Origin of the sequence: Actinospineispora eucalypti, assembly GCF_039543365.1 — a bacterium.
Taxonomy (GTDB): domain Bacteria; phylum Actinomycetota; class Actinomycetes; order Mycobacteriales; family Pseudonocardiaceae; genus Pseudonocardia; species Pseudonocardia eucalypti.
In genome coordinates, this window is sequence record NZ_BAABJP010000057.1 from 68,357 (window position 1) to 94,594 (window position 26,238).

At 72.4% G+C, this 26,238-nt stretch carries 26 protein-coding genes; 15 read left to right on the top strand and 11 right to left on the bottom strand.

The annotated features are described in order from the left end of the window. The first annotated feature begins 38 nt into the window (after positions 1 to 38). The 7 genes from ABEB12_RS37290 (at position 39) to ABEB12_RS37320 (ending at position 6,295) form a co-directional block, all read left to right on the top strand. Positions 39 to 983 (top strand): ABC transporter ATP-binding protein, encoded by a 945-nt coding sequence (locus tag ABEB12_RS37290; protein WP_345703482.1) that lies wholly within the window; start codon positions 39 to 41, stop codon positions 981 to 983. Further along, the gene (locus ABEB12_RS37295; protein WP_425572309.1) at positions 980 to 1,765 is read left to right on the top strand and encodes an ABC transporter permease; all 786 of its coding nucleotides are present in this window, start codon (positions 980 to 982) and stop codon (positions 1,763 to 1,765) included. The genes ABEB12_RS37290 and ABEB12_RS37295 overlap by 4 nt, the downstream gene beginning before the upstream one ends. Positions 1,766 to 1,896: 131 nt before the next feature. After that, positions 1,897 to 2,436 (top strand): hypothetical protein, encoded by a 540-nt coding sequence (locus tag ABEB12_RS37300; RefSeq protein ID WP_185060638.1) that lies wholly within the window; start codon positions 1,897 to 1,899, stop codon positions 2,434 to 2,436. Positions 2,437 to 2,632: 196 nt separating this feature from the next. Further along, entirely contained in the window at positions 2,633 to 3,640 is a 1,008-nt protein-coding gene (locus ABEB12_RS37305) for a COX15/CtaA family protein (protein ID WP_345703483.1), read from the top strand. 37 nt (positions 3,641 to 3,677) lie between these two features. After that, on the top strand, positions 3,678 to 4,649 hold the full coding sequence (locus tag ABEB12_RS37310) for a zinc-binding dehydrogenase (RefSeq protein ID WP_185061356.1): 972 nt from the start codon (positions 3,678 to 3,680) through the stop codon (positions 4,647 to 4,649). Between the two features lie 96 nt (positions 4,650 to 4,745). Continuing rightward, complete coding sequence (locus ABEB12_RS37315; protein WP_185060637.1) at positions 4,746 to 5,153, top strand: YciI family protein; 408 nt, start codon at positions 4,746 to 4,748, stop codon at positions 5,151 to 5,153. Further along, positions 5,150 to 6,295 (top strand): DUF6596 domain-containing protein, encoded by a 1,146-nt coding sequence (locus tag ABEB12_RS37320; protein ID WP_185060636.1) that lies wholly within the window; start codon positions 5,150 to 5,152, stop codon positions 6,293 to 6,295. The genes ABEB12_RS37315 and ABEB12_RS37320 overlap by 4 nt, the downstream gene beginning before the upstream one ends. Before the next feature lie 3 nt (positions 6,296 to 6,298). Here the strand turns inward: ABEB12_RS37320 and ABEB12_RS37325 are convergent, their stop codons facing one another. After that, positions 6,299 to 6,754 carry a DUF1348 family protein gene (locus ABEB12_RS37325; RefSeq protein ID WP_185060635.1) on the bottom strand — a complete coding sequence of 152 codons (456 nt, stop codon included), beginning with the start codon at positions 6,752 to 6,754 and terminating at the stop codon, positions 6,299 to 6,301. Between the two features lie 93 nt (positions 6,755 to 6,847). Between ABEB12_RS37325 and ABEB12_RS37330 the strand changes: the two genes are divergently transcribed. Next, positions 6,848 to 7,393 carry a TetR family transcriptional regulator gene (locus ABEB12_RS37330; protein ID WP_185060634.1) on the top strand — a complete coding sequence of 182 codons (546 nt, stop codon included), beginning with the start codon at positions 6,848 to 6,850 and terminating at the stop codon, positions 7,391 to 7,393. A gap of 224 nt (positions 7,394 to 7,617) precedes the next feature. Here the strand turns inward: ABEB12_RS37330 and ABEB12_RS37335 are convergent, their stop codons facing one another. After that, on the bottom strand, positions 7,618 to 8,571 hold the full coding sequence (locus ABEB12_RS37335) for a heme o synthase (RefSeq protein ID WP_221498090.1): 954 nt from the start codon (positions 8,569 to 8,571) through the stop codon (positions 7,618 to 7,620). A gap of 335 nt (positions 8,572 to 8,906) precedes the next feature. On the opposite strand from ABEB12_RS37335, the gene tkt reads away from it, so the two are divergent. From tkt to pgl, 6 genes are all read left to right on the top strand, one after another. Further along, positions 8,907 to 11,018, top strand: coding sequence for a transketolase (gene tkt, locus ABEB12_RS37340; protein WP_185060632.1), 2,112 nt, complete (start codon positions 8,907 to 8,909; stop codon positions 11,016 to 11,018). Between the two features lie 46 nt (positions 11,019 to 11,064). Beyond that, a complete protein-coding gene (gene tal / locus ABEB12_RS37345) occupies positions 11,065 to 12,177 on the top strand; it encodes a transaldolase (protein ID WP_185060631.1) in 1,113 nt (370 codons plus the stop codon). Beyond that, complete coding sequence (locus ABEB12_RS37350) at positions 12,174 to 13,781, top strand: glucose-6-phosphate isomerase (protein WP_185060630.1); 1,608 nt, start codon at positions 12,174 to 12,176, stop codon at positions 13,779 to 13,781. Before tal ends, ABEB12_RS37350 begins: the two co-directional genes overlap by 4 nt. A gap of 85 nt (positions 13,782 to 13,866) precedes the next feature. Then, positions 13,867 to 15,426: a glucose-6-phosphate dehydrogenase gene (gene zwf, locus ABEB12_RS37355; protein WP_185060629.1), complete on the top strand. Its 1,560-nt coding sequence runs from the start codon at positions 13,867 to 13,869 to the stop codon at positions 15,424 to 15,426. Between the two features lie 28 nt (positions 15,427 to 15,454). Next, entirely contained in the window at positions 15,455 to 16,405 is a 951-nt protein-coding gene (gene opcA / locus ABEB12_RS37360) for a glucose-6-phosphate dehydrogenase assembly protein OpcA (protein WP_185060628.1), read from the top strand. After that, the gene (pgl, locus tag ABEB12_RS37365) at positions 16,402 to 17,181 is read left to right on the top strand and encodes a 6-phosphogluconolactonase (protein WP_185060627.1); all 780 of its coding nucleotides are present in this window, start codon (positions 16,402 to 16,404) and stop codon (positions 17,179 to 17,181) included. The genes opcA and pgl overlap by 4 nt, the downstream gene beginning before the upstream one ends. Before the next feature lie 53 nt (positions 17,182 to 17,234). Here pgl and ABEB12_RS37370 read toward each other — a convergent pair whose 3' ends face one another. Next, the gene (locus ABEB12_RS37370; protein WP_185060626.1) at positions 17,235 to 17,969 is read right to left on the bottom strand and encodes a DUF899 family protein; all 735 of its coding nucleotides are present in this window, start codon (positions 17,967 to 17,969) and stop codon (positions 17,235 to 17,237) included. Positions 17,970 to 18,104: 135 nt separating this feature from the next. Here ABEB12_RS37370 and ABEB12_RS37375 point away from each other — a divergent pair, with 135 nt between their 5' ends. Continuing rightward, positions 18,105 to 18,887, top strand: coding sequence for a crotonase/enoyl-CoA hydratase family protein (locus ABEB12_RS37375; RefSeq protein ID WP_185060625.1), 783 nt, complete (start codon positions 18,105 to 18,107; stop codon positions 18,885 to 18,887). 11 nt (positions 18,888 to 18,898) lie between these two features. Here the strand turns inward: ABEB12_RS37375 and ABEB12_RS37380 are convergent, their stop codons facing one another. The 8 genes from ABEB12_RS37380 to whiA all read right to left on the bottom strand — a co-directional run bounded on the left by ABEB12_RS37380 (position 18,899) and on the right by whiA (position 26,216). After that, complete coding sequence (locus ABEB12_RS37380; RefSeq protein ID WP_185061355.1) at positions 18,899 to 20,137, bottom strand: TrpB-like pyridoxal phosphate-dependent enzyme; 1,239 nt, start codon at positions 20,135 to 20,137, stop codon at positions 18,899 to 18,901. Positions 20,138 to 20,595: 458 nt separating this feature from the next. Then, positions 20,596 to 21,393: a class I SAM-dependent methyltransferase gene (locus ABEB12_RS37385; RefSeq protein WP_425572311.1), complete on the bottom strand. Its 798-nt coding sequence runs from the start codon at positions 21,391 to 21,393 to the stop codon at positions 20,596 to 20,598. Positions 21,394 to 21,401: 8 nt separating this feature from the next. Further along, positions 21,402 to 21,746 (bottom strand): RNA polymerase-binding protein RbpA, encoded by a 345-nt coding sequence (locus ABEB12_RS37390; protein WP_185060624.1) that lies wholly within the window; start codon positions 21,744 to 21,746, stop codon positions 21,402 to 21,404. A gap of 48 nt (positions 21,747 to 21,794) precedes the next feature. Then, positions 21,795 to 22,031, bottom strand: coding sequence for a preprotein translocase subunit SecG (gene secG, locus ABEB12_RS37395; protein ID WP_185060623.1), 237 nt, complete (start codon positions 22,029 to 22,031; stop codon positions 21,795 to 21,797). Positions 22,032 to 22,127: 96 nt separating this feature from the next. Further along, complete coding sequence (gene tpiA, locus ABEB12_RS37400) at positions 22,128 to 22,913, bottom strand: triose-phosphate isomerase (protein ID WP_185060622.1); 786 nt, start codon at positions 22,911 to 22,913, stop codon at positions 22,128 to 22,130. Continuing rightward, positions 22,914 to 24,095, bottom strand: coding sequence for a phosphoglycerate kinase (locus ABEB12_RS37405; RefSeq protein WP_185060621.1), 1,182 nt, complete (start codon positions 24,093 to 24,095; stop codon positions 22,914 to 22,916). It abuts the gene before it with no gap. Further along, complete coding sequence (gene gap / locus ABEB12_RS37410) at positions 24,092 to 25,102, bottom strand: type I glyceraldehyde-3-phosphate dehydrogenase (protein ID WP_185060620.1); 1,011 nt, start codon at positions 25,100 to 25,102, stop codon at positions 24,092 to 24,094. Before gap ends, ABEB12_RS37405 begins: the two co-directional genes overlap by 4 nt. A gap of 130 nt (positions 25,103 to 25,232) precedes the next feature. Continuing rightward, on the bottom strand, positions 25,233 to 26,216 hold the full coding sequence (whiA, locus tag ABEB12_RS37415) for a DNA-binding protein WhiA (protein WP_185060619.1): 984 nt from the start codon (positions 26,214 to 26,216) through the stop codon (positions 25,233 to 25,235). Between the last annotated feature and the right edge of the window lie 22 nt (positions 26,217 to 26,238).

The window sequence follows — 26,238 nt, forward strand, 5'->3', positions numbered from 1 at the left end:
TGCTAGATCTTCTTCGACAGCACGTAGAATCGGCTGTCGTGAGTTCCTCCGCCCGCCCGCCGGACGCCGCGCTCAGCGCGCACGGCCTGGTCAAGCGCTACAGCGGCGGCGTCACCGCGGTGGACGGGCTGGACCTGGTGCTTCCCTCCGCCACCGTGCTGACCCTGCTCGGCCCCAACGGGGCCGGCAAGACCACCACCGTGGAGATCTGCGAGGGCTTCCTACGCCCGGACGCGGGCCAGGTCCGGGTGCTCGGCCTCGACCCGGTGAGCCAGCCGGACGCCCTGCGCGCCCGGATCGGTGTGATGCCGCAGGGCGGCGGCGCCTACCCGGGCGTGCGCGCCGCCGAGATGCTGCGGGTGATCGCGGCCTGCGCGGCGCACCCGCTCCCGGTGGACTGGCTGCTGGACGTGCTCGGCCTCACCTCCTGCGCGCGCACCCCGTTCAAGCGGCTCTCCGGCGGGCAGCAGCAGCGGCTTGCGCTGGCCTGCGCCGTGGTCGGTCGCCCCGAGCTGGTGTTCCTGGACGAGCCCACCGCCGGCCTGGACCCGCAGAGCCGGCGCCTGGTCTGGGAGATGATCTCCGCGCTCCGCCGCGACGGGGTGTCCGTGCTGCTCACCACCCACCTGATGGACGAGGCCGAGGCCCTGTCCGACCAGGTGGTCATCATCGACAACGGCAAGGTGGTCGCGCAGGGCAGCCCGGCCGCGCTCACCGCGCGCAGCGGCGAGCAGCAGCTGCGCTTCCGCGCCCGGCCGGGAATGGACCTCGACGCACTGGCCCGGGCGCTGCCGCCGGGCTACCAGGCCGAGGAGCCGATGGCCGGCAGCTACCTGGTGCGCGGGCAGATGGACCCGAAGGTGCTGTCCGTGGTCACCTCCTGGTGCGCGGACCAGGGGGTGCTCGCGGACGAGGTGCGGGTGGCCCGGCGCAGCCTGGAGGACGTGTTCCTCGACCTGACCGGCCGGGAGCTGCGATCGTGACGACCACGGAACGGTTTCCGGCCGGGACCTTTCTCGCCGCGCCGGGGCGGGGACGGCTGGGCGGCATGCTGGCCGCGCAGTCCGGGGTGGAGATGCGGCTGGCCCTGCGCAACGGCGAGCAGGTGCTGCTCACCCTGCTCATCCCGCTCGCGCTGCTGGTCGGGCTGACGCTGCTCGAGGTGGTCCCGCTGCCCGCGCCCCGGGTGGCCATGGTCGCCCCCGGGGTGCTCGCGCTGGCCGTGCTCTCCACCGCGTTCACCGGTCAGGCCATCGGGCTCGGGTACGACCGGCGCTACGGGGTGATCCGGCGGCTGGCGGCCACCGCGCTGCCCCGCTGGCTGCTGGTGGCCGGCCGGCTGGTGGCCATGCTCGGCGTGGTCGCGGTGCAGCTGGTGGTGCTCGGCGGGGTGGCGCTCGCGCTGGGCTGGCGCCCGGCGCTGGCCGGGCTCGGCTGGGGGCTGCTGTTGGTCCTGCTCGGCTGCGCCGCGTTCGGCGGGCTGGGCATCCTGTTGGGCGGCACGCTGCGCGCGGAGATCGTGCTGGCGGTGGCCAACATCGTGTGGTTCATGCTGCTGCTCGGTGGTGGCATCGTGCTCCCGGTGGCCCAGCTGCCCGGTGCGCTGGGCACGGTGGCCGCCGTGCTGCCCTCCGGCGCGCTCGCCGAGGGGCTGCGCACCGCCCTGGTGACCGGCCAGTTCCCCGGCGCGCAACCGGTCCTGGTGCTGCTCGGCTGGGCGGCGCTGGCCACGGCGGTGGCGGCCCGAACGGTCCGGCTCCGCTGAGCCCTCCCAGTGATCACTTTCACCACAGGGTGATCATGCGGTAGCACACCGTGACCCCAACTGGTTGAGATGCGACCGACAGTTGTTAGCATCGCCGTCGCTCGATCTGATGATCACGACGGAGGGGAATCATGAGGTCACGACGCTCCCTGCTCGGCACGGCCGCCTGCGCGATCGCGCTGGCCCTCACCGGCACCCTCGGCACCGCCCAGGCGGCCGAGATCACGCCGTCCGCGCCGGCCGGCGACCTGGTGGACCTGGTTGAGTTCAAGACCACCGGGGACGCCGGCTACTTCTACACCACGAACTCCGGCGAGGCCGCCACCGCGACCTCCAAGCACAAGTTCACCAAGAACAACGGCAACGGCGTGATCGGCAAGCTGCATTCCGGCGGGGGCCCCGGCCGGAACGCGGTGCACCGGCTGCGGCTGCGCAACGGCGGCCCGTCCTACATGCTCTCCATCTCCCCCTCGGAGTGGCGCGACGGCAAGTTCCAGGACGAGGGCGTGATCGGCTACACCGACGGCGCGCAGAAGGGCGGCCAGGCCCGCCTGATGCGGTTCAGCAACCACGGCAAGTGGCGCGCCTTCCCCGACGACGCGGCCAGCGTGAAGACCATGAAGGGCGCCGGCTGGACGGTGGACGGCCCGCTCGGCTGGTACCAGGCCTGACCGCCTGAGCTTCCGCCGCACTCGGGGTGGGTCCGTCGGCGGCTTCGGACGCCGGGATTCATGGTCAAGTCGCGACCAGAGACCTTTACCCACCGGTAAAACGTCTCCCATTGCTACTTGACCATGGCCGGCCTGTGGCGCGGCGGACAGTCCGGCCGGGGGATCCCGGCCGGAACCGGCCTCATAGCATGGGCGAATGAGCTTGTTGAGTCGGTTGCCGGGCACCCCGCCGAAGCTGATGCGCGCCGTGGCCGTCGCGGCGGTGGTCGCGCAGGCCGGCATCGCGGTCACCGGGTCGGTGGTCCGGGTGACCGGCTCCGGGCTCGGCTGCCCCGACTGGCCGACCTGCCACCCGAACAGCCTGGTCCCCGACCCGCACGCGGACATCGCGCTGCTGCACCAGTGGGTCGAGTTCGGCAACCGGATGCTGGTCGGCGTGGTCAGCGCGGTCGCCGCCGCCTGCCTGCTGGCCGCGCTGAACACCCGGCCCCGGCGCCGGCGGTTGACCTGGTTGGCCGCCGCCATGCCGGCCGGTGTGGTCGCGCAGGCCGTGCTCGGCGGGATCACCGTGCTCGCCGATCTGGCCTGGCAGACGGTCTCGCTGCACTTCCTGCTCTCCTCCGTGCTGATCTGGCTGGCCGTGCTACTGGTGGACGCCACCGGCCAGGAGGACGGACCACCGACGCCCGCCGTGCCGCGCGCCGCGCGGACCCTGCTGCTGCTCTGCTCGGTGCTGCTCGGTGCGGTGCTGGCCGTGGGCACCCTGGTCACCGCCGCCGGCCCGCACGCCGGCGACGCGGCCACCCCCCGGCTGGGCCTCCCGGTGCCGGTGCTGGCCCAACTGCACGCCGACCTGCTGGTCGGTTACCTGGGCCTGCTGGTCGGCCTGGGCTTCCTGCTGGCCGCCGTGGACGCACCCGCCCGGCTGCGCCGGCGCTACCGGTGGCTGATCGCCGCCGTGCTCGCCCAGGGCCTGTTGGGGGCCACCCAGTACGCGTTGGGAGTACCCGAGGCACTGGTGTCGTTGCACGTGCTGGGTGCCTGCCTGGTGACGGTGGCCGGCGCGGCGCTGTGGTCGGCCGGCACGTCGCGGCCACCGGTGTCGCCGCCGGTCACCGACCGGGCGGAGCCCACCGCGCGGGACGCCCTGTCCCCCGCGACCAACCGAGCGCGGAACGCGCTCGCCGAGCGGGCGCCCGGTTAGGCGCACGCGGGATTTCAACTTGACGAACTGGAGCGGCATGCGCGCGATTCAGGTGGAGCAGACCGGCGGGCCCGAGGTCATGCGGCTGGCCGAGGTGGACGACCCGAAGCCGGGCAGCGGCGAGCTGCTGGTCGCCGTGGCGGCGGCCGGGGTGAACTACATCGACACCTACCAGCGGTCCGGCCTCTATCCCCGCGAGCTGCCCTTCGGGCTCGGCCTCGAGGGCGTCGGCACGGTCCGCGAGCTCGGGCCGGACACCGCCGGGTTCGCGGTGGGCGACCGGGTGGCCTGGTCGGAGGCCCAGGGCAGCTACGCCGAGCTGGTCAACGTGCCGGCCGGGCGGGCGGTGCGGGTGCCCGACGGGGTGAGCGACGAGCAGGCGGCGGGCGTGCTGCTGCAGGGCATGACCGCGCACTACCTGGTGGACGCCACCTACCCGGTGTGTTCCGGGGACACCATCCTGGTGCACGCGGTGGCCGGCGGCACCGGCCTGCTCCTCACCCAGCTGGCCACCGCGCGCGGCGCCCGGGTGATCGGCACCGCATCCACCGAGGAGAAGGCGGCGCTGGGCCGTTCCGCCGGCGCGGCCGAGGTGATCAACTACACCCAGGTCGCCGACCTGGCCGCCGAGGTGCGGGCGCTGACCGGCGGGGAGGGTGTGGCCGCCGTCTACGACGGCGTGGGCAAGGACACCTTCGACGCCAGCCTGGCCAGCCTGCGCCGGCGGGGGACGCTCGCGCTGTTCGGCGCGTCCAGCGGCCCGGTTCCCCCGGTCGACCCGCAGCGGCTGAACGCGGCTGGCTCGGTGTACCTGACCCGGCCCTCCCTGTTCCACTACATCACCGGGCGGGACGAGCTCGAGTACCACGCGGGCAAGGTTCTGGCGGCCGTGGCCGACGGAACCCTGAACGTCCGGATCGGGCACCGCTACCCCCTGGCCGACGCGGCCAGGGCGCACGAGGACCTGCAGTCCCGCCGCACCACCGGAAAGCTGCTGCTCCTGCCCTGAGCGAAAATTTTCCGAGAATCGTCGGCTTCGGTGTCGAGAACGGGTCGCCGGCTCCGTCCCAGGGGCACAAGCAACCGACGACGAAGGAGTACCGCCATGAAGTACCTGCTGCTGAAGCACTACCGCGGCGCCCCGGCCCCCGCTTCCGGCCAGCCGATGATGGACCGGTGGACGCCGGAGGAGGTCGACGCGCACATCCAGTACATGAACGACTTCGCCGCCCGCCTGGAGCAGACGGGGGAGTTCGTGGACAGCCAGGCGCTGACCCCGGAGGGCGCGTTCGTGCGGTCCGACGGCGACGGCCGCCCGCCGGTGACCGACGGCCCGTTCGCCGAGACCAAGGACCTCATCGCCGGCTGGATGATCATCGACGTGGACTCCTGGGATCGCGCGGTCGAGCTGGCCGGGGAGCTGTCCGCCGCCCCCGGAGTCGGCGGCGAGCCGATCCAGGAGTGGCTCGAGGTGCGGCCGTTCCTCACCGGGTCGCACTCGGTCACCGAGTGAACGACTCGCTGCTGCGGGAGCTCGTGCCCGCGGTGATCGGTGTCCTCGTCCGGCGCGGAGCGGACTTCGCGTCGGCCGAGGACGCCGTGCAGGAGGCCCTCATCCGGGCGCTGGAGACCTGGCCGGACGACCCGCCGAGGGAGCCGAAGGCCTGGCTGGTCGCGGTGGCGTGGCGCAAGTTCCTCGACGCCACCCGCTCCGAGGCGTCGCGGCGGGGGCGGGAGCTCGCCGTGGAGGTCGAGCCGCCCGCCGGCCCGGCGCCCGCCACCGACGACACGCTGCGGCTCTACTTCCTGTGCGCACACCCCACCCTGCCGCCGGCCTCGGCGGTCGCCCTGACGCTGCGCGCGGTCGGCGGGCTGACCACGCGGCAGATCGCGGCGGCCTACCTGGTCCCCGAGCCGACCATGGCGCAGCGGATCAGCCGCGCCAAGCGGCGGGTCACCGGGCTGGCGCTCGATCAGCCCGGTGATCTGGGCACGGTGTTGCGGGTGCTCTACCTGGTCTTCAACGAGGGGTACGGCGGCGACGTCGACCTGACGGCCGAGGCGATCCGGCTGGCCCGCCAGCTGGTCGCGCTCGCCGACGAGCCGGAGGTCGCCGGCCTGCTCGCCCTCATGCTGCTGCACCACGCCCGCCGCGCCTCCCGTACCGGCCCGGGAGGCCGCCTGGTGCCGCTGGGCGAGCAGGACCGGTCGCTCTGGGACACCGGGCTGATCGCCGAGGGGGTGGCGATCCTGCAGGCCGCGCTGGCCCGCGACCGGCTGGGCGAGTACCAGGCGCAGGCCGCGATCGCCGCCCTGCACGCGGACGCCCGCAGCACCGCCGAGACGGACTGGGTGCAGATCGTGGAGTGGTACGACGAGCTGCTCCGGCTCACCGGCAGCCCGGTGGTGCGGCTCAACCGCGCGGTGGCGGTCGGCGAGGCCGACGGGCCGGGGGCCGGCCTGGCGGCGCTGGCCGAGGTGAGCCCCGACCTGCCCCGGTACGCGGCGGTGACGGCGTACCTGCGCGAACGGGCCGGCGATCTCCCCCGGGCGGCCGAGCTGTACGCCGAGGCCTCCCGCGCCGCCGCCAGCGTGCCCGAGCGCGACCACCTCACCCGGGAGGCCGCACGGGTGCGGCAGCTGCTGACGCGGTGACTACTAGAGCGGGAACTCCTGGCCGTACTCCGACTCGGGGCGCGGGCCGAAGATGCGCCGCTCCGACTCGTCGATGGCCAGGTCGTTGATGCTCGCCTCGCGGCGGCGCATGAACCCGTGCTCGTCGAACTCCCACAGCTCGTTGCCGTAACTGCGGTACCACTGCCCGGCCGCGTCGTGGCACTCGTACTGGAAGCGGACCGCGATGCGGTTCTCCCGGAAGCCCCAGAGGTTCTTGCGCAGGGCGTAGTCCAGCTCGCGCTCCCATTTCTGGGTGAGGAACTTGACGATCTCCTCCCGGCCGGTGACGAACCGGTCCCGGTTCCGCCACACCGAGTCGACGGTGTAGGCGCCGGCGACCCGCTCCGGGTCGCGGGTGTTCCACGCGTCCTCGGCCGCCTGAACCTTGCGCAGCGCGGTCTCCGGGTCGAACGGCGGGAGCGGCGGGCGGTCGGTCACGGTGTCTCCTTCGACTGGGGAACGCTCGTTCTCCGAGCTATAGTCGGAAGACTAGGGAACGAGCGTTCTCAGTGTCAACGGAGGGACGCAGGGGTGACCGAGCAGGCGGTACGCGAGCGGCTGCTGGACACGGCGGAGTCGCTGTTCTACGCCCGGGGCATCCAGGCGATCGGGATGGACCGGGTGCGCGCCGGCTCGGGGTTGTCCCTCAAGCGGATCTACCAGCTGTACCCGGGCAAGGAGGAGCTGGTGCTGGCCTTCCTGAACCGTCGGGACGAGCGCTGGCGGGGCCGGCTCGCCGCCCACGTCGGCCGCACCGAGGCCCCGCACAGCCGGGTGCTGGCGGTGTTCGACTGGCTGCACGGATGGTTCGACGAGCCCGACTTCCGGGGTTGCGCCTGGATCAACGCCTTCGGCGAGCTGGGCGCGGTCTCCCCCGCCGTGGCCGAGGTGGTGCGCGCGCACAAACGGGCGTTCCGCGACTACCTGGCCGAGCTCCTGGCCGCCGAGGGCCACCCGGCCGGCCTGACAGCCGCCATCTACCTGCTCGCCGAGGGAGCCATGGTCACCGCCGCCATCCACGGCGACCCGGAGGCCGCCCACGACGCCCGCACCGCCGCCGCGGCGCTACTGAGCTGAGTTCGGCGCTGAGCATGTCCCGCTGGTCACTTCTGTTTCATGAGGTGTACGTGGTTGGGGTTGCGGCAAGAAGGTTGAGGCGGCGCCGGTGGGGTGATCGCTGTTTCTGGCGGTTCAGCGTCGAAAATCGAGGCTAAACCGCCACGGACAGCGATCACCCCTACACGACGACATGGTCATCAGGACATCAGGGCCGCTATGCCCCTGCTGATCATGTATCGGGGCTAGAACGGCCAGGTGAGGACCGGAAGGCCGAACGCGGCGTCCAGTGCGACGGTGATGAACAGCACGCACAGGTAGGTGTTGGACAGGTGGAACAGCCGCATCGGGCGGGCCGGTTGGCCGGCCCGGACGGCGGCGTGCAGCCGGTGCGCCATCACCACGAACCAGGCGCCGCAGATCACCGCGACCGCGCCGTAGACCCAGGAGGTCACCGGCAACAGCAGCAGCGACCACAGCGCCATGGTCCAGGAGTAGGCCACGATCCGCCGCGACACAGCCACCGGCTCGGCCACCACGGGCAGCATGGGCACACCCGCGGCGGCGTAGTCGTCCCGGTACCGCATGGCCAGCGCCCAGAAGTGCGGCGGCGTCCAGAAGAAGATCACGCCGAACATGACCAGGGCCGGCCAGTCCACCCGCCCGGTCACCGCCGCCCAGCCGATCACCACCGGCATGCAGCCGGCCGCGCCGCCCCAGACGATGTTCTGCGCGGTGCGCCGCTTCAGCAGCAGCGTGTAGACCAGCACGTAGAACGCGATCGCGGCCACCGCCAGCGCGGCGGCCAGCCAGTTCGTGGTCAGCCCCAGCCACACCGCGCTGATCACGCCCAGCACCAGGCCGAAGACCAGCGCGTGCGAGCGCGGCACCTGGTCGGTGGCCAGCGGCCGCCCCTGGGTGCGCTTCATCTTCGCGTCGATGTCCGCGTCCACCACGCAGTTCAGCGCGTGCGCGCTGGCCGCCGCCACGGCGCCGCCCAGCAGCGTCGCCACCAGCAGCCAGACCGAGGGGATGGAGCCGCCGCCGGCCCGCCGCTCGGCCAGGAACATGGCCGGCACGGTGACCACCAGCAGCTGCTCGATGATCCGTGTCTTGGTCAGCGCCAGGTATGCGCGCAGCACCGCGAAGCCGCGCTTCGTGGCGGGTGGGAGCGGGGCGCTGGGCGCCGACGGACTCAGCACGGGGCGCACGTCCGCCCTGTTCGGCACACCTCGAGCACCTCACATGACCGTCAGTTCGGGTAACGGCCTCGGGAAGGCCGGCCGCTGGCCCGAGCAGATCGGCCAGCCGGCGGCCCGATGCTATCTCTCGGGTGTTTGCGCAACGATTGCCGGGTAGTTCTAGCCCCGGCCGCACTACCGGGACGACGCTTCTCAGTGGAAACCGCATAGATTGAACATGGCCGCACGTAACAGACGTGGTGGCTTCATAAGTGGCAGGATCTGTATCGATACAAGCCGCACGGCGGAACATCGGCTACAAGGCCCAGAGCTAGGTCAGGAGCACTCCTCTCGTGTCAGACATCACTCTCGCCGACCTCACCCGGAGTCGCCTGCCGGCGGACTGGACCGAGCTGGACACCCGAGCGGTGGACACGATCCGGGTGCTGGCCGCCGACGCCGTCCAGCACAAGGGCAACGGGCATCCCGGCACCGCAATGAGCCTCGCCCCGACCGCCTACGCCCTTTTCCAGCGGGTGATGCGGCACGACCCGAGCGACCCGGACTGGATCGGCCGGGACCGGTTCGTGCTGTCCTGCGGCCACTCCAGCCTGACGCTGTACCTCCAGCTCTACCTGTCCGGCTACGGCATGACGCTGGACGACCTGAAGGCCCTGCGCACCTGGGACTCGCAGACCCCCGGCCACCCGGAGCACGGCCACACCCCGGGCGTGGAGATGACCACCGGGCCGCTGGGCCAGGGGCTGGCCTCGGCGGTCGGCATGGCCATGGCCGCCCGGCGGGAGCGCGGCCTGCTCGACCCGGACGCCCCGCTCGGCGAGAGCCCGTTCGACCACCAGATCTACGTGCTGGCCTCGGACGGTGACATCGAGGAGGGCGTCACCTCGGAGGCCTCCTCGCTGGCCGGCCGCCAGCAGCTGGGCAACCTGACGGTGATCTACGACGACAACCACATCTCCATCGAGGACGACACCACGGTCGCGCTGTCCGAGGACGTGGCGGCCCGCTACGAGGCCTACGGCTGGCACGTGCAGAAGGTGCACGGCGGTGAGGACGTGACCGCGATCGAGGCGGCCATCGAGGCGGCCAACGCGGTCACCGACCGGCCCAGCTTCATCGCGCTGCGCACGGTGATCGGCTACCCGGCGCCGAACAAGATGAACACCGGCAAGGCGCACGGCGCCGCGCTGGGCGCCGACGAGGTGGCCGGCGTGAAGCGGGCACTGGACTTCGACCCCGAGCAGAGCTTCGTGGTCGAGGACAAGGTGCTCGAGCACGCCCGCGCGGTACTGGGCCGGGGCCAGCAGGCGCACGCCGACTGGCAGCTGCGGTTCGACACCTGGGCGCAGGCCAACCCGGAGCGCGCCGCGCTGCTGGACCGGCTGCGCCGCCGCGAGCTGCCCGCCGGCTGGGAGGCCGGGCTGCCCAGCTGGGACCCGGCGGACGAGAAGAACGTCAAGGGCGTGGCCACCCGGAAGGCGTTCGGCGCCGCGCTGAACGGTGTCGCCGACGCGCTGCCCGAGCTGTGGGGCGGCTCGGCCGACCTGGCGGAGAGCAACAACACCACCATCGAGGGCGCCCCGTCGTTCGGCCCGGACACGGTGGAGACCCGGGAGTGGGGCAAATCCAGCCCGTACGGCCGCACGCTGCACTTCGGGGTGCGCGAGCACGCCATGGGCGCGGTGCTGAACGGCATCACGCTGCACGGCGGCACCCGGGTCTACGGCGGCACCTTCCTGGTGTTCAGCGACTACATGCGCCCGTCGGTGCGGCTGGCCGCGCTGATGAAGCTGCCGGTGATCTACGTGTGGACGCACGACTCGATCGGCCTGGGCGAGGACGGCCCCACCCACCAGCCGATCGAACACCTGCCCGCGCTGCGGGTGATCCCCGGCATGCACGTGGTGCGCCCGGCGGACGCCAACGAGACCGCCTACGCGCTGCGCGCGGTGCTGGCCGACACCGACGGACCGGCCGGCCTGGCGCTGTCCCGGCAGAACCTGCCGGTCCTGGAGGGCACCAGCGCGGACGGCGTGGCCAAGGGCGCCTACGTGCTGTCCGACTTCCAGGATCCGTCCCCCGGGGCGAGCAAGGTGATCATCCTGGCCACCGGGTCGGAGGTGCAGCTCGCGGTGGGCGCCCGGGAGCGGCTGGCCGCCGAGGGGGTCTCCGCCCGGGTGGTCTCGGTGCCCTGCCTGGAGTGGTTCGACCGGCAGGACGAGGCCTACCGGCGCACCGTGCTGCCGCCCGAGGTAACCGCGCGGGTGGCCGTCGAGGCCGCGCACCCGATCACCTGGTACCGGCTGGTCGGGGACCGGGGCGAGATCGTCGGCATCGACCACTACGGGGCCAGCGCCGACTACCAGACCCTTTACGAGAAGTTCGGCATCACGGTCGACAGCGTCGTCGCCGCCGCCCGGTCGTCCCTGGCGAAGGGCAAGTAACCACCCACTTGGCCTCGGTCAATCAATTCAGAGGAGGGCAGAACCCATGACCAAGCACGCGAAGCTGGCCGCGCTGAGCGAGGCCGGCGTATCCATCTGGCTGGACGACCTTTCCCGCGAACGCCTGGACTCCAACAACCTGCTCGAGCTGGTCCGGGACTGGCAGGTGGTCGGGGTGACCACCAACCCGACGATCTTCGCCAAGGCGCTGTCCGACGGCGCCGCCTACGACGCGCAGGTGCACGAGCTGGCCGCGCGGGGCGCCTCGGTGGCCGACGCGGTGCGCGAGATCACCGTGGCCGACGTGCAGCGCGCCTGCGACGTGCTCTCCGGCACCTGGGAGACCAGCGGCGGGACCGACGGCCGGGTCTCCCTGGAGGTGGACCCCGGCCTGGCCCACGACACCGACGCCACCGCCGCGCAGGCGCTGGACCTGTGGAAGGCGGTGGACCGGCCGAACCTGATGGTGAAGATCCCGGCCACCCTGGAGGGGCTGCCGGCGATCACCCGGGCGATCGGCGAGGGGGTCAGCGTGAACGTCACGCTGATCTTCTCCATCGAGCGGTACCGGCAGGTGATGGACGCCTATCTGGAGGGCATGGAGCGGGCCAGGGCCAACGGCCACCCGCTGACCTCGATCCGCTCGGTGGCCTCGTTCTTCGTGTCCCGGGTGGACACCGAGGTGGACCCCCGGCTGGAGAAGATCGGCACCCCGGAGGCGCTGGAGCTGCGCGGCAAGGCCGCCGTGGCCAACGCCCGGCTGGCCCACGCGGCGTTCCGCGAGGTGTTCGGCTCGGCCCGGTGGGCCGCGCTGGCGGCGGAGGGCGGGCAGCCGCAGCGCCCGTTGTGGGCCTCCACCGGCGTGAAGAACAAGGCCTACCCGGACACCCTCTACGTGACCGAACTGGTGGTCGCGGACACGGTGAACACCATGCCGCAGGCGACCCTGGAGGCGTTCGCGGACCACGGTGAGGTCCAGGGCGACCGGGTGACCGGCGCCGACGAGGACGCCCAGCGGGTGTTCGACGCGCTGTCCGGCGTCGGGGTAGACATCCCGGACGTGTTCGCGGTACTCGAGCGCGAGGGCGTGGAGAAGTTCGCCGCCAGCTGGGACGAGCTGATGGACACCGTCGGCGAGCAGCTGGCGGCCGCGAAGTGAGTGACCTCGACCTGCGCATCGCCGACTCCGGGCTGGCCGCCGGGGCGGCCAAGCTGACCGAAGACCTGGTGGCCGACAAGGTCGCCTCCCGGATCGCCGCCAAGGACGCCACGCTGTGGGGGCCGGACGCCGAGTCGGAGGCGGGCAAGCGGCTCGACTGGGTGGACCTGGCCACCACGTCCCGCCCGCTGGTCGCCGAGGTGACCGCGCTGCGCGAGCGGCTCAACGCCGCCGGCGTGCACCGGGTGGTGCTGGCCGGCATGGGCGGCTCCTCGCTGGCCCCCGAGGTGATCTGCCGCACCGAGGTGCGCCCGCTCACCGTGCTGGACACCACCGACCCGGGCCAGGTGGAGGACGCCCTGGCCGGCGACCTGGCGGCCACCGTGCTGGTGGTGTCCTCGAAGTCCGGCTCGACGGTGGAGACGGACAGCCACTACCGGATCTTCACCCGGGCGTTCCGGGAGGCCGGGCTGGACCCGGCGGGGCACATCGTGGTGGTCACCGACCCCGGCTCGCCGCTGCAGGCGCGGGCCGAGGAGGCCGGCCTCACCGTGATCAACGCCGACCCCGGGGTCGGCGGGCGCTACTCCGCGCTGACCGCGTTCGGGCTGGTCCCGGCCGGCCTGGCCGGCGCGGACATCGGCGGGCTGCTGGACGACGCCTCGGCGGCCGCCGAGGTGCTGGGCCGGGACGCGGCGGAGAACCCGGGCCTGGTGCTCGGGGCAGCGCTGGCCGCCCGGCACGCCGCCGGCGCCGAGAAAGTGGTGTTCGCGGACACCGGCTCGGGGATCGTCGGCTTCGGCGACTGGGCCGAGCAGCTGATCGCCGAGTCCACCGGCAAGCAGGGCGTCGGCCTGCTCCCGGTGGTGGTGGAGTCGGCCACCGCGCCCGGGTTCGCCGACGCCGGGCCGGACGCCACGCCGGTCGCCCTGGGCACGGACACGTCAGGCGCACTGCTGAGCAGCTCCGGTCCGCTGGGCGGGATGTTCCTGCTCTGGGAGTACGCAACGGTCGTGGCCGGCCGGCTGATCGGCATCAACCCGTTCGACCAGCCGGACGTGGAGGCGGCCAAGGCCGCCGCCCGCGCGCTGCTGGACGCGCCGCCGGACGCGGGCGGGGACGCACCCGCGTTCACCGAGGGCGCGATCGAGGTCTACGCCGGCGACTGGCTGCCGGCCGGCAAGCCGGAGACGGTGGCCGGTGCGATCGGTGCGCTCCTCGCCGCCGCCCCCGACCGGGGCTACCTGGCCGTGCAGGCCTACCTGGACCGCATCGCGGACGCCTCGGTGGCCGTGCTGCGCGGCGAGCTGGCCCGGGCTTCCGGGCTGCAGACCACGTTCGGGTGGGGTCCACGGTTCCTGCACTCGACCGGCCAGTACCACAAGGGCGGGCACCAGAACGGCGTGTACCTTCAGCTCACCGGATCGGTCCGGTCCGACCTGACCGTCCCCGACCGGCCGTATGCGCTGGCCGGCCTGCAGCGGGCGCAGGCCCTCGGGGACGCGAACGTGCTGGCGGAACACGGCCGGCCGGTGTTGCGGTTGAACCTCACGGACCGGGAAGCGGGGCTGGTCCAGCTGGCCACCGCGATCGCGGCCGTCTAGCGCGGACCGCGCCGGCCGAGCGTGCGCCCAGTTCGGCGCACGCGGGAGACACAGAGCTGACTGAGTACTCGGGAGGCAGCACCCCATGACCGATCCTGTGGGACCGGACACCCCGCCGGAAGGTTGGACCAACCCGCTGCGCGATCCCCGGGACAAGCGGTTGCCCCGGATCGCCGGGCCGTGCGGCCTGGTGATCTTCGGGGTGACCGGCGACCTGGCGCGCAAGAAGCTGATGCCCGCGGTGTACGACCTGGCCAACCGGGGCCTGCTGCCACCGGGGTTCGCGCTGGTCGGGTTCGCCCGCCGGGACTGGGCGGACGAGGACTTCGGCAAGGTCGTCCACGACGCCGTGCGGGAGCACGCCCGGACCCCGTTCCGGCAGGCGGTGTGGGACCGGCTGGCCGAGGGCATCCGGTTCGTGCAGGGCACCTTCGACGACGACGAGGCGTTCGACCGGCTCTGTGACACCGTGCACGCGCTGGACCGGGAGCGCGGAACCAACGGCAACCACGCCTTCTACCTGTCCATCCCGCCCGGCGCGTTCCCGGTGGTGTGCAAGCAGCTGGCCCGGTCCGGCCTGGCCAACCAGGACACCCCGGGCCAGTGGCGCCGGGTGGTGATCGAGAAGCCGTTCGGGCACGACCTGCAGTCGGCCCGCGAGCTAAACGCCATCGTGAACGACGTGTTCCCCGAGGAGTCGGTGTTCCGCATCGACCACTACCTCGGCAAGGAGACGGTGCAGAACATCCTGGCCCTGCGCTTCGCCAACCAGCTGTTCGAGCCGATCTGGAACGCCAACTACGTGGACCACGTGCAGATCACCATGGCCGAGGACATCGGCCTGGGTGGCCGGGCCGGCTATTACGACGGCATCGGCGCGGCCCGGGACGTGATCCAGAACCACCTGCTGCAACTGCTCGCGTTCACCGCGATGGAGGAGCCGGTCTCCTTCTCCCCCGAGGAGCTGCGCGGGGAGAAGATCAAGGTGCTGCGGGCCACCAAGCTGGTCCAGCCGCTGGACCAGACCACCGCGCGCGGCCAGTACGCGGCGGGCTGGCAGGGCGGCGAGCAGGTGGTCGGGCTGAAGGACGAGGAGGGCTACAACCCGAACTCGACCACCGAGACCTACGCCGCGATCACCCTCGAGGTGGACTCCCGCCGCTGGGCCGGGGTGCCCTTCTACCTGCGCACCGGCAAGCGCCTCGGCCGGCGCGTGACCGAGATCGCGGTGGTGTTCAAGCGCGCCCCGCACCTGCCCTTCGACGAGACCATGACCGAGGAGCTGGGGCAGAACGCGCTGGTCATCCGGGTGCAGCCGGACGAGGGGGTGACGATGCGGTTCGGCTCCAAGGTGCCCGGCAGCACCATGGAGGTGCGGGACGTCAACATGGACTTCGGCTACGGCCTGTCCTTCACCGAGGACTCTCCGGAGGCCTACGAGCGGCTCATCCTGGACGTCCTGCTCGGCGAGCCGAGCCTGTTCCCGGTGAACGCCGAGGTCGAGCGATCCTGGCAGATCCTGGACCCGGTCCTGGAGCGCTGGGCGGCCGAGGGCACGCCGGAGCCCTACCCCGCCGGCACCTGGGGTCCGCACAGCGCCGACGCCCTGATGACCCGCACCGGCCGCGTCTGGCGCCGGCCGTAGCCGATCGATCGGCCGAGAGAGGCGAACGATGATCGTTGACATGCCGGCAACCTCGACGCAGCAGGTCAGCCGGAAACTGGTGGAGCTGCGCGAGCAGGGCGGCGTGCTGGCGCTGGGCCGGGTGCTCACCTTCGTGGTGATCACCGACGACAGCACCAACACCGAGGAGGCCATCGAGGCGGCCAACGAGGCCAGCCGGATGCACCCCTGCCGGGTCATCGTGCTGGTCCGGGGGGCGAAGAAGGCCGCGCCCCGGCTGGACGCGCAGATCCGGGTGGGCGGCGACGCCGGCGCCAGCGAGGTGATCGTGCTGCGCGGCTACGGCCCGCTGGCCTCGGCCGAGGCCTGCGCCGGCATGACCATCCCGATGCTGCTGCCGGACGCCCCGGTGGTGGCGTGGTGGCCGGGGGTGGCTCCCGCGGTGCCGGCCGAGGACCCGGTCGGCCGGCTGGCCAACCGCCGGATCACCGATGCGGCGGCCGAGAAGAACCCGGTCAAGGCGCTGGAGCAGCGCACCGCCGCGTACGTGCCGGGTGACACCGACCTGGCCTGGACCCGGCTCACCCTGTGGCGGGCCATGCTCACCGCCGCACTGGATCAGCCGCCGTTCGAGGAGATCACCGGTGCCGTGGTGGACGGCGAACCGGACTCCGCGTCCACCGACCTGCTCGCCGGCTGGCTGGCCGGCCGGCTGTCCGTACCGGTGAAGCGGACCAAGGTCGGCGCGGTCGGCGGCATGCACTCGGTGCGGCTCGACCGCCCCTCCGGGCCGATCTCGCTGGTCCGCCCGGACGCCAAGGTCGGCACCCTCACCCAGCCCGGCCAGCCGGACCGCCTGGTCACCCTGGCCCGCCGGCCGGTGCGCGAGTGCCTGGCCGAGGAGCTGCGCCGGCTGGACGCCGACGAGAGCTACGAGCGGGCGCTGGCCGGCCTGGCCAAGATCACCCGGGGCCGCGCCCCGGCGGGTGCGCGCAAGTGAGCTCCACCCAGGTGGTGGTGCACGCCAACCCGGAGCTGGTGGCGGCCGCCGCGGCGGCCCGGTTGACGGTCCGGCTGGTGGACGTCCAGCACGCCCGGGGCGTGGCCTCGGTGGTGCTCACCGGCGGCCGCACCGGCATCGCGGTGCTGGAACAGCTGCGCCGCTCACCGGCCCGGGATGCCGTGGACTGGTCCAAGGTGGACATCTACTGGGGCGACGAGCGGTTCCTGCCGCCCGGCCACCCGGACCGCAACGACACCCAGGCCCGGGCGGCGCTGCTGGACCACGTGCCGGTCGACCCGGCGCGGGTGCACCCCATGCCGGCCGCCGACGACCGCTGGCGCGACGACGCGGAGGGCGCCGCCGAGGCCTACGCCCGCGAGCTGGCCGCACAGGCCAGCCCGGAGGACCACGGCCCGGTGCCCCGGCTGGACGTGTGCCTGCTCGGCGTCGGCGAGGAGGGGCACACCGGCTCCATCTTCCCCAGCTCGCCGGCCGCCTACGAGACCGAGCGCACCGTGGTCGCGGTGCAGGGCAGCCCCAAGCCGCCGCCCACCCGGATCACCCTGACCCTGCCGGCCATCCGCCGCTCGGCCGAGGTGTGGCTGCTCACCACCGGCGCGAGCAAGGCCGCCGTGGTGGCCATGGCCCTGCGCGGCGCCGGGGAGATCCAGCTGCCGGCGGCCGGCGCGCGCGGGCTGCGCCGCACGCTCTGGGTGCTGGACCGGGAGGCCGCGAGCAAGCTCCCCCGCGACCTGGCCCCGCCCCTGATCTGACCAGCGCGGAGCGCTTGCCGAGCGCACCCCCAGTTCGGCGTGCGCGGGCGACGCTAGTACCGGTCGTGGTGGCGGATCCAGTCCATGCCCTTGCCGTCCAGGTCCGGGGTGCCGCCCCAGCCCTCGCGGCGGCCCAGCGGGGTCAGGTCCAGGTAGTTGTAGGTGTTCAGCAGCGTGTCCACGCCCCGGCCGTAGGTTGTGTAGGTGTGGAAGACCTGCTCGCCGTCGCGCAGGAACACGCTCAGGCCGTTCAGCTCGTCCATCTCCGCGATGAACCCGAGCCCGGCCTCGGCCAGCTCCTCCTTGTTGCGGTAGTTCCACTCGATCGGCGCCACCGACTCGTCCAGCGTGACGTGGAAGTCGTAGTTGAAGTCGCTGCCGAAGGACGAGTACCAGGGGAAGGTCCAGCCGATCCGCTCGCGGAACGCCTCCAGCTCGGCCAGCGGCGCGCGGGACACCGCGGCGAACGTGGTGTCCCGGGCGTTCAGGTGAGCCAGCTGCCCGACGTTGTCGGCGTGGTAGGAGCAGCCGGAGCAGGGCGCCTCCCAGCCCGGCCCGAACATCAGGTGCTGCACGATCAGCTGGCCGCGCCCCTCGAACAGGTCGAGCAGGCCGACCCGACCGGCCGGACCCTCGAACTCGTACGGCTTGTCCACCAGGACCATGGGCAGCTGCCGCCGCCGCTCGCTGAGCGCATCCCGGGCGCGGGTGTGCGCCTTCTCCTCGGCCAGCAACGCCACCCTGGCGTCCCGCCACTCTTCCCGGGAAACGATCTTCGGTAGGTTCACGCCGGTTCCTCTCGTCGCCGTGGGCACTCCCACACCGGATAGGACCGGCGCCGAGGGTGTGGAATCATCGGCCCACGGCGTGGCAAGGCACCCCGGTGGTAGGCGTGGCACCCCTGCCGCGGCTAACGTGACGCCATGAACACAGAGCCTCCGGTGCGGGTCGAGCAGACCGGTGCGGTGCGTACGGTCATCCTGTCCCGCCCGGATGTCCGCAACGCGGTGGACCGCCCCACCGCCGACGCGCTGGTCCGCGCGTTCCGTGCGTTCGAGGCCGACCCGAGTGCCTCGGTGGCGGTGCTGTGGGGCGAGGGCGGCACGTTCTGCGCGGGCGCCGACCTGAAGGCCATGAGCACGGACCGGGGCAACCGGATCGACCCGGCGGCGGACGCGGACGGCCCGATGGGGCCGACCCGGATGGTGCTGTCCAAGCCGGTGATCGCGGCGGTGAGCGGCTACGCGGTGGCCGGCGGGCTGGAGCTGGCCCTCTGGTGCGACCTGCGGGTGGTCGAGGAGGACGCGGTGTTCGGCGTGTTCTGCCGGCGCTGGGGCGTGCCGCTGATCGACGGCGGGACGGTCCGGCTGCCCCGGCTGATCGGCACCAGCCGGGCCATGGACCTGGTCCTCACCGGCCGGCCGGTGGAGGCCGAGGAGGCGCTGAGCATCGGGCTGGCCAACCGGGTGGTGCCCACCGGAACGGCGCGGGAGGCGGCCGAGAAGCTCGGCGCCGAGCTGGCCGAGCACCCGCAGACCTGCCTACGCCAGGACCGGCTTTCCCTGCTCGGCCAGCACGGCCAGACCGAGCGCGAGGCACTGGTGCACGAGTTCGCCCACGGCATGGTGTCTCTCGGCGCCGACGCCACGGCGGGCGCGGCCGCGTTCGCCGCCGGCGCCGGCCGGCACGGCGCGCCCCGGGCCTGAGCTAATCGTCGCTACTCGTCGGGCAGGCGGCCGGCCAGGTAGTCCTCGTAGGCGCCCAGGTCGAGCAGGCCGTGCCCGCTGTAGTTGAACAGGATGACCTTCTCCTCGCCGGTCTCCTTGGCCGCCAGCGCCTCGTCCACCGCCGCCCGCACCGCGTGCGCCGCCTCCGGTGCCGGCAGCTTGCCCTCGGCGCGCGTGAACTGCATGGCCGCCTCGAACACCTTGTTCTGCGGGTAGGCCACGGCCTCCATCCGGCCGTCCCGGACCAGTGCGGAGATGATCGCCGAGTCGCCGTGGTAGCGCAGCCCGCCGGCGTGGATCGGCGGCGGCACGAAATCGTGGCCCAGCGTGTACATCGGCAGCAGCGGGGTCAGCCCGGCGACATCGCCGAAGTCGTAGTCGAACCGGCCCTGGGTGAGCGTCGGGCAGGACGTGGGTTCGACGGCGAGCAGCCGCACGCCCTCCTCCGGCACGAACGGGAAGGTGATCCCGCCCAGGTTGGAGCCGCCGCCGCAGGGCGCGATCACCACGTCCGGCAGCCGCTCACCGGCCATCTCCAGTTGCTCGCGGGCCTCCAGGCCGATCACCGTCTGGTGCAGCAGCACGTGGTTGAGCACCGAGCCCAGCGCGTAGTGCGTGTCCGCCCGGCCCACCGCGTCGCGCACCGCGTCGGAGATCGCCGCGCCCAGCGAGCCGGGGTGGCCGGGGTCGTCGACCGGCGACGGCACCACCGCGCCGCCCCAGGTCTGCATGGCCACCTTCCGGTACGGCTTCTGCTCGAACGAGGCCCGCACCATGTACACCTGCAGGTCCAGGTCGAACTGCGCGCAGGCGAAGGACAGCGCGGTGCCCCACTGGCCGGCACCGGTCTCCGTGGTCAGCCGGGCGATGCCCTCGGCCTGGTTGTAGTACGCCTGGGCGACCGCCGTGTTCGGCTTGTGGCTGCCGGCCGGGGACACCGACTCGTCCTTGAAGTAGATCCGCGCCGGGGTATCCAGCTCCCGCTCCAGCCGGACCGCCCGGACCAGCGGGGTGGGCCGCCACAGGCGCAGGATGTCCAGCACCTCGCCGGGGATGTCGATCCACAGCTCCGTGCTGACCTCCTGGCCGATCAGCGCCATGGGGAACAGCGGCGCCAGGTCGTCGGGGCCGACCGGCTCCCGGGTGGCCGGGTGCAGCGGCGGTTGCAGGGGCGCCGACAGGTGTGGAGCCACGTTGAACCACGCGGACGGGATCTGCTCGGGCGACATTGTCCAGCGAGTCACCCCGCCGACGTTAGAACAGCCGATGCCCGGCCGGAAGCTCTCCTTCTCCGCGCGTTGAGTGGCGGTGCCGGTTCTCAAACCGGCTTGGACGGCGCGGCTGGGCTGGTCTGCCGCGGCTTGGGTGCGGCCTCTTGCGCTGGGTTCGGACTCGGGAGCGCCGCCCGCTACGCTCCGTCACGACCGGCCCGCCTTCCGGCGTGGTCCGCGCCGCCGGCCCTCGCCGAGTGCTGGCTGAGTCCGGTATTCCCCATGATCAACAGGGACTCAGCGACCACTCGATGAAGACGACCGCCCCAGCGGCCCGTAATCCGGCCACGTTCCGTAACCAAAACACCAACTCACCCGAGCGAAACGCTACGGGCGGCACCCAAGCCGCGGAAGACCAGCCCAGCCGCGCCGTCCAAGCCTTCCTTAGAACCGGCACCGCCCCAAACCGCGACGGGTCAGTCCAGGATGCGGACGGTTACCTGCTCGTTGTCCAGCGTGTAGCCCTCGTACCGGAATCGCGCGCCGGACTCCGCCACGTACTCCCGCCAGGCCCGGTGCTCGTGCTCTTTCCAGCCCGGGTAGTTGAAGTACTCGTCGAACACGATCACGCTCCCCGGCCGCAACCGGGGACCGACCAACTCCAACACGGTGCGGGTGGACGAGTACAGGTCGGCGTCCACGTGCAGGAACGCCACCGGGCCGGGGTGCTCGGCGAGGAACCCGGGCAGCGTGTCGTCGAAGAGACCGACCACCAGCTCGGCACCGGGCACATCGGGCGGTGCCGGCACGCCGAACGCGCCGGTCGGGAAGCCGGGCCGCCAGTCCTCCGGCAGCCCGGCGAACGAGTCGAACCCGTACACCTCCCGGCCGGCCTCCGCGCAACCGGCCGCGATGATCTTCAGTGTGGTGCCGGTGGCCACCCCGAACTCCAGCGCCATCCCCGGCCCGTCCACCAGTGTCAGGGCGTGTTCCAGGGTGGCGACCGGGCTCGGGAAGGCCCGGGCGGCCGCCATCTCCACCCGGGCGAACTCCGCGCTCTCGGCCGCGGCCGCGCGCTCGCCGGCGGCGAAAAGGTCACGCCGATCCCGGATCTCCACGCCCCGGGCGAACTCGATCACCCGGTCCGCCTCCGCCCGGAAGTCCGCGCGGAGCGCGTCCAGTTCCCGGCGGAGCTCCTCGGCCTGCCGGGCCTGCTGGCGCGCGACGACCTCCTCCACCACACGGACCAGCTTGGCCCGCAGGCTCACGCGCAAACCCAAGCTCAGACCTCTTCGCGGTGCTTGCGCAGCCGGTTGAGGGCCTCCTCCAGGATGGCCGCCCCGTCCGCGTCGCTGCGCCGTTCCTTGACGTACGCCAGGTGCGTCTTGTACGGCTCGTTCCGTGGCGGAGCGGGCGGCGCCTCGTGGGACTGCCCAGCGGGCAGCCCGCAGCGAGGGCAGTCCCAGAACTCCGGTTGCTCCGCTTCACACGCGAATGCGGGTGTTGTCTGGTGTCCATTCGCGCACCAGTACGAGACCCGCACCCGGGGCGCCGTCTCGCCCCGCTCTGACTCACCCATCGGACCCGCGCCGACCCGAGTTCCCCGGATCGCGTTTCCACCGGCCATGCGAACCTCTGCCTGTTGTTCCCGAGCTCGGCCCCACGCGCGGGGAATTCAGCTGCCGAGCTTCACCAATAGACCTGTGCCGACGATCGCGACCACCCAGATCGCGCCGACGAACAGCGTGATTCGGTCCAGATTCTTCTCCGCCCGCGCAGACCCGGAGAGGCTGGACTGCATGCCACCGCCGAACAGAGAGGACAACCCGCCGCCCCGGCCCCGGTGCAGCAGAATCAGCAGCACCAGCAGCACACTGGAAATGATCAAAACGATCTGCAGGGCGAGTATCATGCCATCCTCATCCGACTACAACGCGGTGTTCCCCGCGCCGAAGGTTCCCAGGGCAGGAGAACTCCGGCGCGAGCTATCAGAGTACCGGGTGGTGGATCAGGGCAGCGGGCCGCCCGCGGCGATCGCGCAGAGCTTGGCGAACTCGTCCGCGTCCAGGCTGGCCCCACCGACCAGCGCGCCGTCGATGTCCGGCTCGGCCACCAGCTCGCCGATGCTGCCGGACTTCACCGAGCCGCCGTAGAGCACCCGCACGGCCTCGGCGGTGACGTCGTCGTAGCGCTTGGCCACCTGGGCCCGCAGCGCGCCACACACCTCCTGGGCGTCCGTGGGGGTGGCCACCCGGCCGGTCCCGATCGCCCAGATCGGCTCGTAGGCGATCACGATGCCGGCCGCCTGCTCGGCGGTGATCCGGGCCAGCGCCGCGTCCAGCTGCGCGGAGCAGTGCGCCACGTGGCCGCCCTCCTCGCGCACCGGCAGGCCCTCGCCGACGCACAGGATCGGGGTGATCCCATTGCGCAGCGCGGCCTTCACCTTGGCGTTGACCAGGGCGTCGTCCTCGCCGTGGATCTCCCGCCGCTCGGAGTGGCCGACCACCACGTAGGTGCACCCCAGCTTGGCCAGCATCGGGCCGGAGACGTCGCCGGTGAAAGCGCCGGAGTCCTTCGGCGCGATGTCCTGGGCGCCGTGCACCAGCGGCAGCTCGTCACCGTCGATCATGGTCTGGATGCTGCGGATGTGCGTGAACGGCGGCAGCACCGCGACGTCGATCTTCTTGTAGTACTTCTCCGGCAGCGCGAAGGCGAACTTCTGCACCAGGGCGATGGCCTCGAGGTGGTTGAGGTTCATCTTCCAGTTGCCGGCGATCAGCGGCTTCCTTGCCATCTAGGCCTCCAATACGGAAAGGCCGGGCAGCGCCTTGCCCTCCAGGTACTCCAGCGATGCACCGCCGCCGGTTGATATGTGGGAGAAACCGTCCTCGTACAGCTCCAGCGCGCGCACAGCGGCCGCCGAGTCACCCCCGCCGACCACGCTGAACGCGCCGGCGGCGGTCACGTCCAGGATGGCCTGGGCCACGTCCCGGGTACCGGCGGCGAACGGGGCCAGCTCGAACACGCCCATCGGGCCGTTCCAGAACACCGTCCTGGCCCCGGACAGCGCCTTGGCGAAGCCGGCCACGCTGTCCGGGCCGATGTCCAGGCCCATCCAGCCGTCCGGGATGGCGTCCACCGGGACCGTGCGGGTGTTCGCGTCGGCGGCGAACGCGTCGGCGACCACCACGTCGGTGGGCAGCACGATCTTGCCCGACTCGAGCAGGCGCCGGCAGTTGTCGACCTGATCGGCCTCCAGCAGCGACTTGCCCACGCCGTGGCCGCGCGCGGCCAGGAAGGTGAAGCACATCCCCCCGCCGACCAGCAGCGAGTCCACCCGGGGCAGCAGCGCCTCGATCACCGCGAGCTTGTCCGACACCTTGGAGCCGCCCAGCACCACCGCGTACGGCCGGGCCGGGTCCTCGGTGAGCCGGCGGAGCACCTCGACCTCGGCGCTGACCAGGCCGCCGGTGTAGGCGGGCAGCAGCTTGGCGATGTCGTACACCGAGGCCTGCTTGCGGTGCACCACGCCGAAGCCGTCGGAGACGAAGGCGCCGCCGGCGCCGGTCAGCGCGGCCAGGTCGGCGGCCAGCGCGCCCCGCTCGAGGTCGTCCTTGGCGGTCTCGCGCGGGTCGAACCGGATGTTCTCCAGCAGCGCGACCTCGCCGTCCGCCAGCTCCGGGGCGCCCTCGGCCAGGGTGAACAGCCGGACCGGGCGGTCCAGCAGCTCGCCCAGGCGGGTGGCCACCGGGGCCAGGGACAGGCTCGCGTCCGGGCCGTTCTTCGGCCGGCCCAGGTGCGCGGTCACGATCACCCGCGCCCCGGCGCCGACCAGCGCCCAGATGGTCGGCACGGACGCCTTGATCCGGCCGGCGTCGGTGATCCGGGTGCCGTCCAGCGGGACGTTCAGGTCGGACCGCACCAACACGGTCCGGCCCCGAACGCCCTCGCCGATCAGGTCTTCGAGCGTCTTCACAGCTTGGACGCCACCAGCGAGGTGATGTCCACCAGGCGGTTCGAGTAGCCCCACTCGTTGTCGTACCAGCCGAACACCTTCACCTGGTTTCCGATCACCTTGGTCAGCGGCGCATCGAAGATGCAGGACGCCGGGTCGGTGACGATGTCGGAGGAGACGATCGGGTCCTCGTTGTAGGACAGGACGCCCTTGAGCGGGCCCTCGGCGGCCGCCCGGTAGGCGGCGTTGATCTCCTCCGCGCTGGCCTCCCGGCGCACCTCGACCACGAGGTCGGTGATCGAGCCGGTGGGGATCGGCACGCGCAGCGAGTAGCCGTCGAGCTTGCCCTTCAGGTGCGGCAGGACCAGCCCGATCGCCTTGGCGGCGCCGGTGGTGGTCGGCACGATGTTGAGCGCGGCGGCGCGGGCGCGGCGCTTGTCCTTGTGCGGACCGTCCTGCAGGTTCTGGTCCTGCGTGTAGGCGTGGATCGTGGTCATCAGACCCTTCTCGATCCCCAGCAGGTCGTCGAGCACCTTGGCCAGCGGCGCCGCGCAGTTCGTGGTGCAGGACGCGTTGGAGACGATGTCCTGCGAGCCGTCGTAGGCCGAGTCGTTCACGCCCTTGACGATGGTGATGTCCTCACCGGAGGCCGGCGCGGAGATGATCACCTTCTTGGCCCCGGCGTCCAGGTGCTTCGACGCCGCCTCGCGCTTGGTGAACAGGCCGGTGGACTCCACGACGATGTCCACGCCGAGGTCCTTCCAGGGCAGCTCGGCGGGGTCCCGCACGGCCAGGCCCTTGAAGCCCTTGCCGTCGACCACGATCTCGCTGTCGGTGGAGGTCACCGTGTAGGGCAGCTTGCCCAGGATGGAGTCGTACTTGAGCAGGTGGGCCAGGGTGCCGTTGTCGGTGATGTCGTTCACCGCGACGATCTCGATGTCGGCATTGCCCTGGGCTACTTGTGCGTTGACGGCTCGCCAGAAGTTCCGCCCGATGCGGCCGAAGCCGTTCACGCCTACCCGAACCACGCGTGCCTCCCGTGTCTGTCAGGTTCTGGATCGTTCTAGATGCGTCTCAGCTTATCGCGCGCAACAGTACCTGCCCGTGTGGGCGGCCAGACCCCGCGAGGGACCTGGACCACGTTAACGACGGTAAAGGTCAGGCGTCGGCGAGCATGTCGGCGGTGACCGCCGACTCGGTGTCCGGCAAGCCCATCTCCGCCGCCCGCTTGTCGGCCATGTGCAGCAGCCGCCGGATCCGGCCGGCCACCGCGTCCTTGGTCATCGGCGGGTCGGAGAGCTGGCCCAGCTCCTCCAGGGAGGCCTGGGTGTGCTCCAGGCGCAGCTTGCCGGCGGCCATCAGGTGGTCCGGCACGTCCGCGCCGAGCAGGTCCAGCGCGCGGCGCACCCGCGCGGACGCGGCCACGGCGGCCCGCGCGGACCGGCGCAGGTTGGCGTCGTCGAAGTTGGCCAGCCGGTTCGCGGTGGCCCGCACCTCGCGGCGCATCCGGCGCTCCTCCCAGGCCAGCACCGAGGAGTGCGCGCCCAGCCGGGTGAGCAGCGCGCCGATGGCGTCGCCGTCGCGCACCACCACCCGGTCCGCGCCGCGCACCTCGCGGGCCTTCGCGGTCACGCCCAGCCGGCGGGCCGCGCCGACCAGTGCCAGCGCCGCTTCCGGGCCCGGGCAGGTGACCTCCAGGGCGGAGCTGCGGCCGGGCTCGGTCAGCGAGCCGTGGGCCAGGAAGGCACCGCGCCAGGCCGCCTCGGCGTCGCACAGGCCGCCGGAGACCACCTGCGGCGGCAGCCCGCGCACCGGACGGCCGCGCAGGTCCAGCAGGCCGGTCTGGCGGGCCAGGCCGGCGCCGTCGCGCACCACCCGGATCACGTACCGGGCGCCCCGGCGCAGCCCGCCGGAGCTGATCACCTGCACCTCGGAGGTGTGCCCGTAGAGGTCGTGCACCTCGCGGCGCAGCCGCCGGGCCACCGAGCCGGTGTCCACCTCGGCCTCGATCACCACCTTGCCGCCCACGATGTGCAGGCCGCCGGCGAACCGCAGCAGCGAGGACAGCTCGGACCGCCGACAACACGGCTTGGTCACCGACAGCCGGCTGAGCTCATCTTTCACCGAAGCCGTCATCGCCACTGTGTCTCCTGCATCTCCTCCG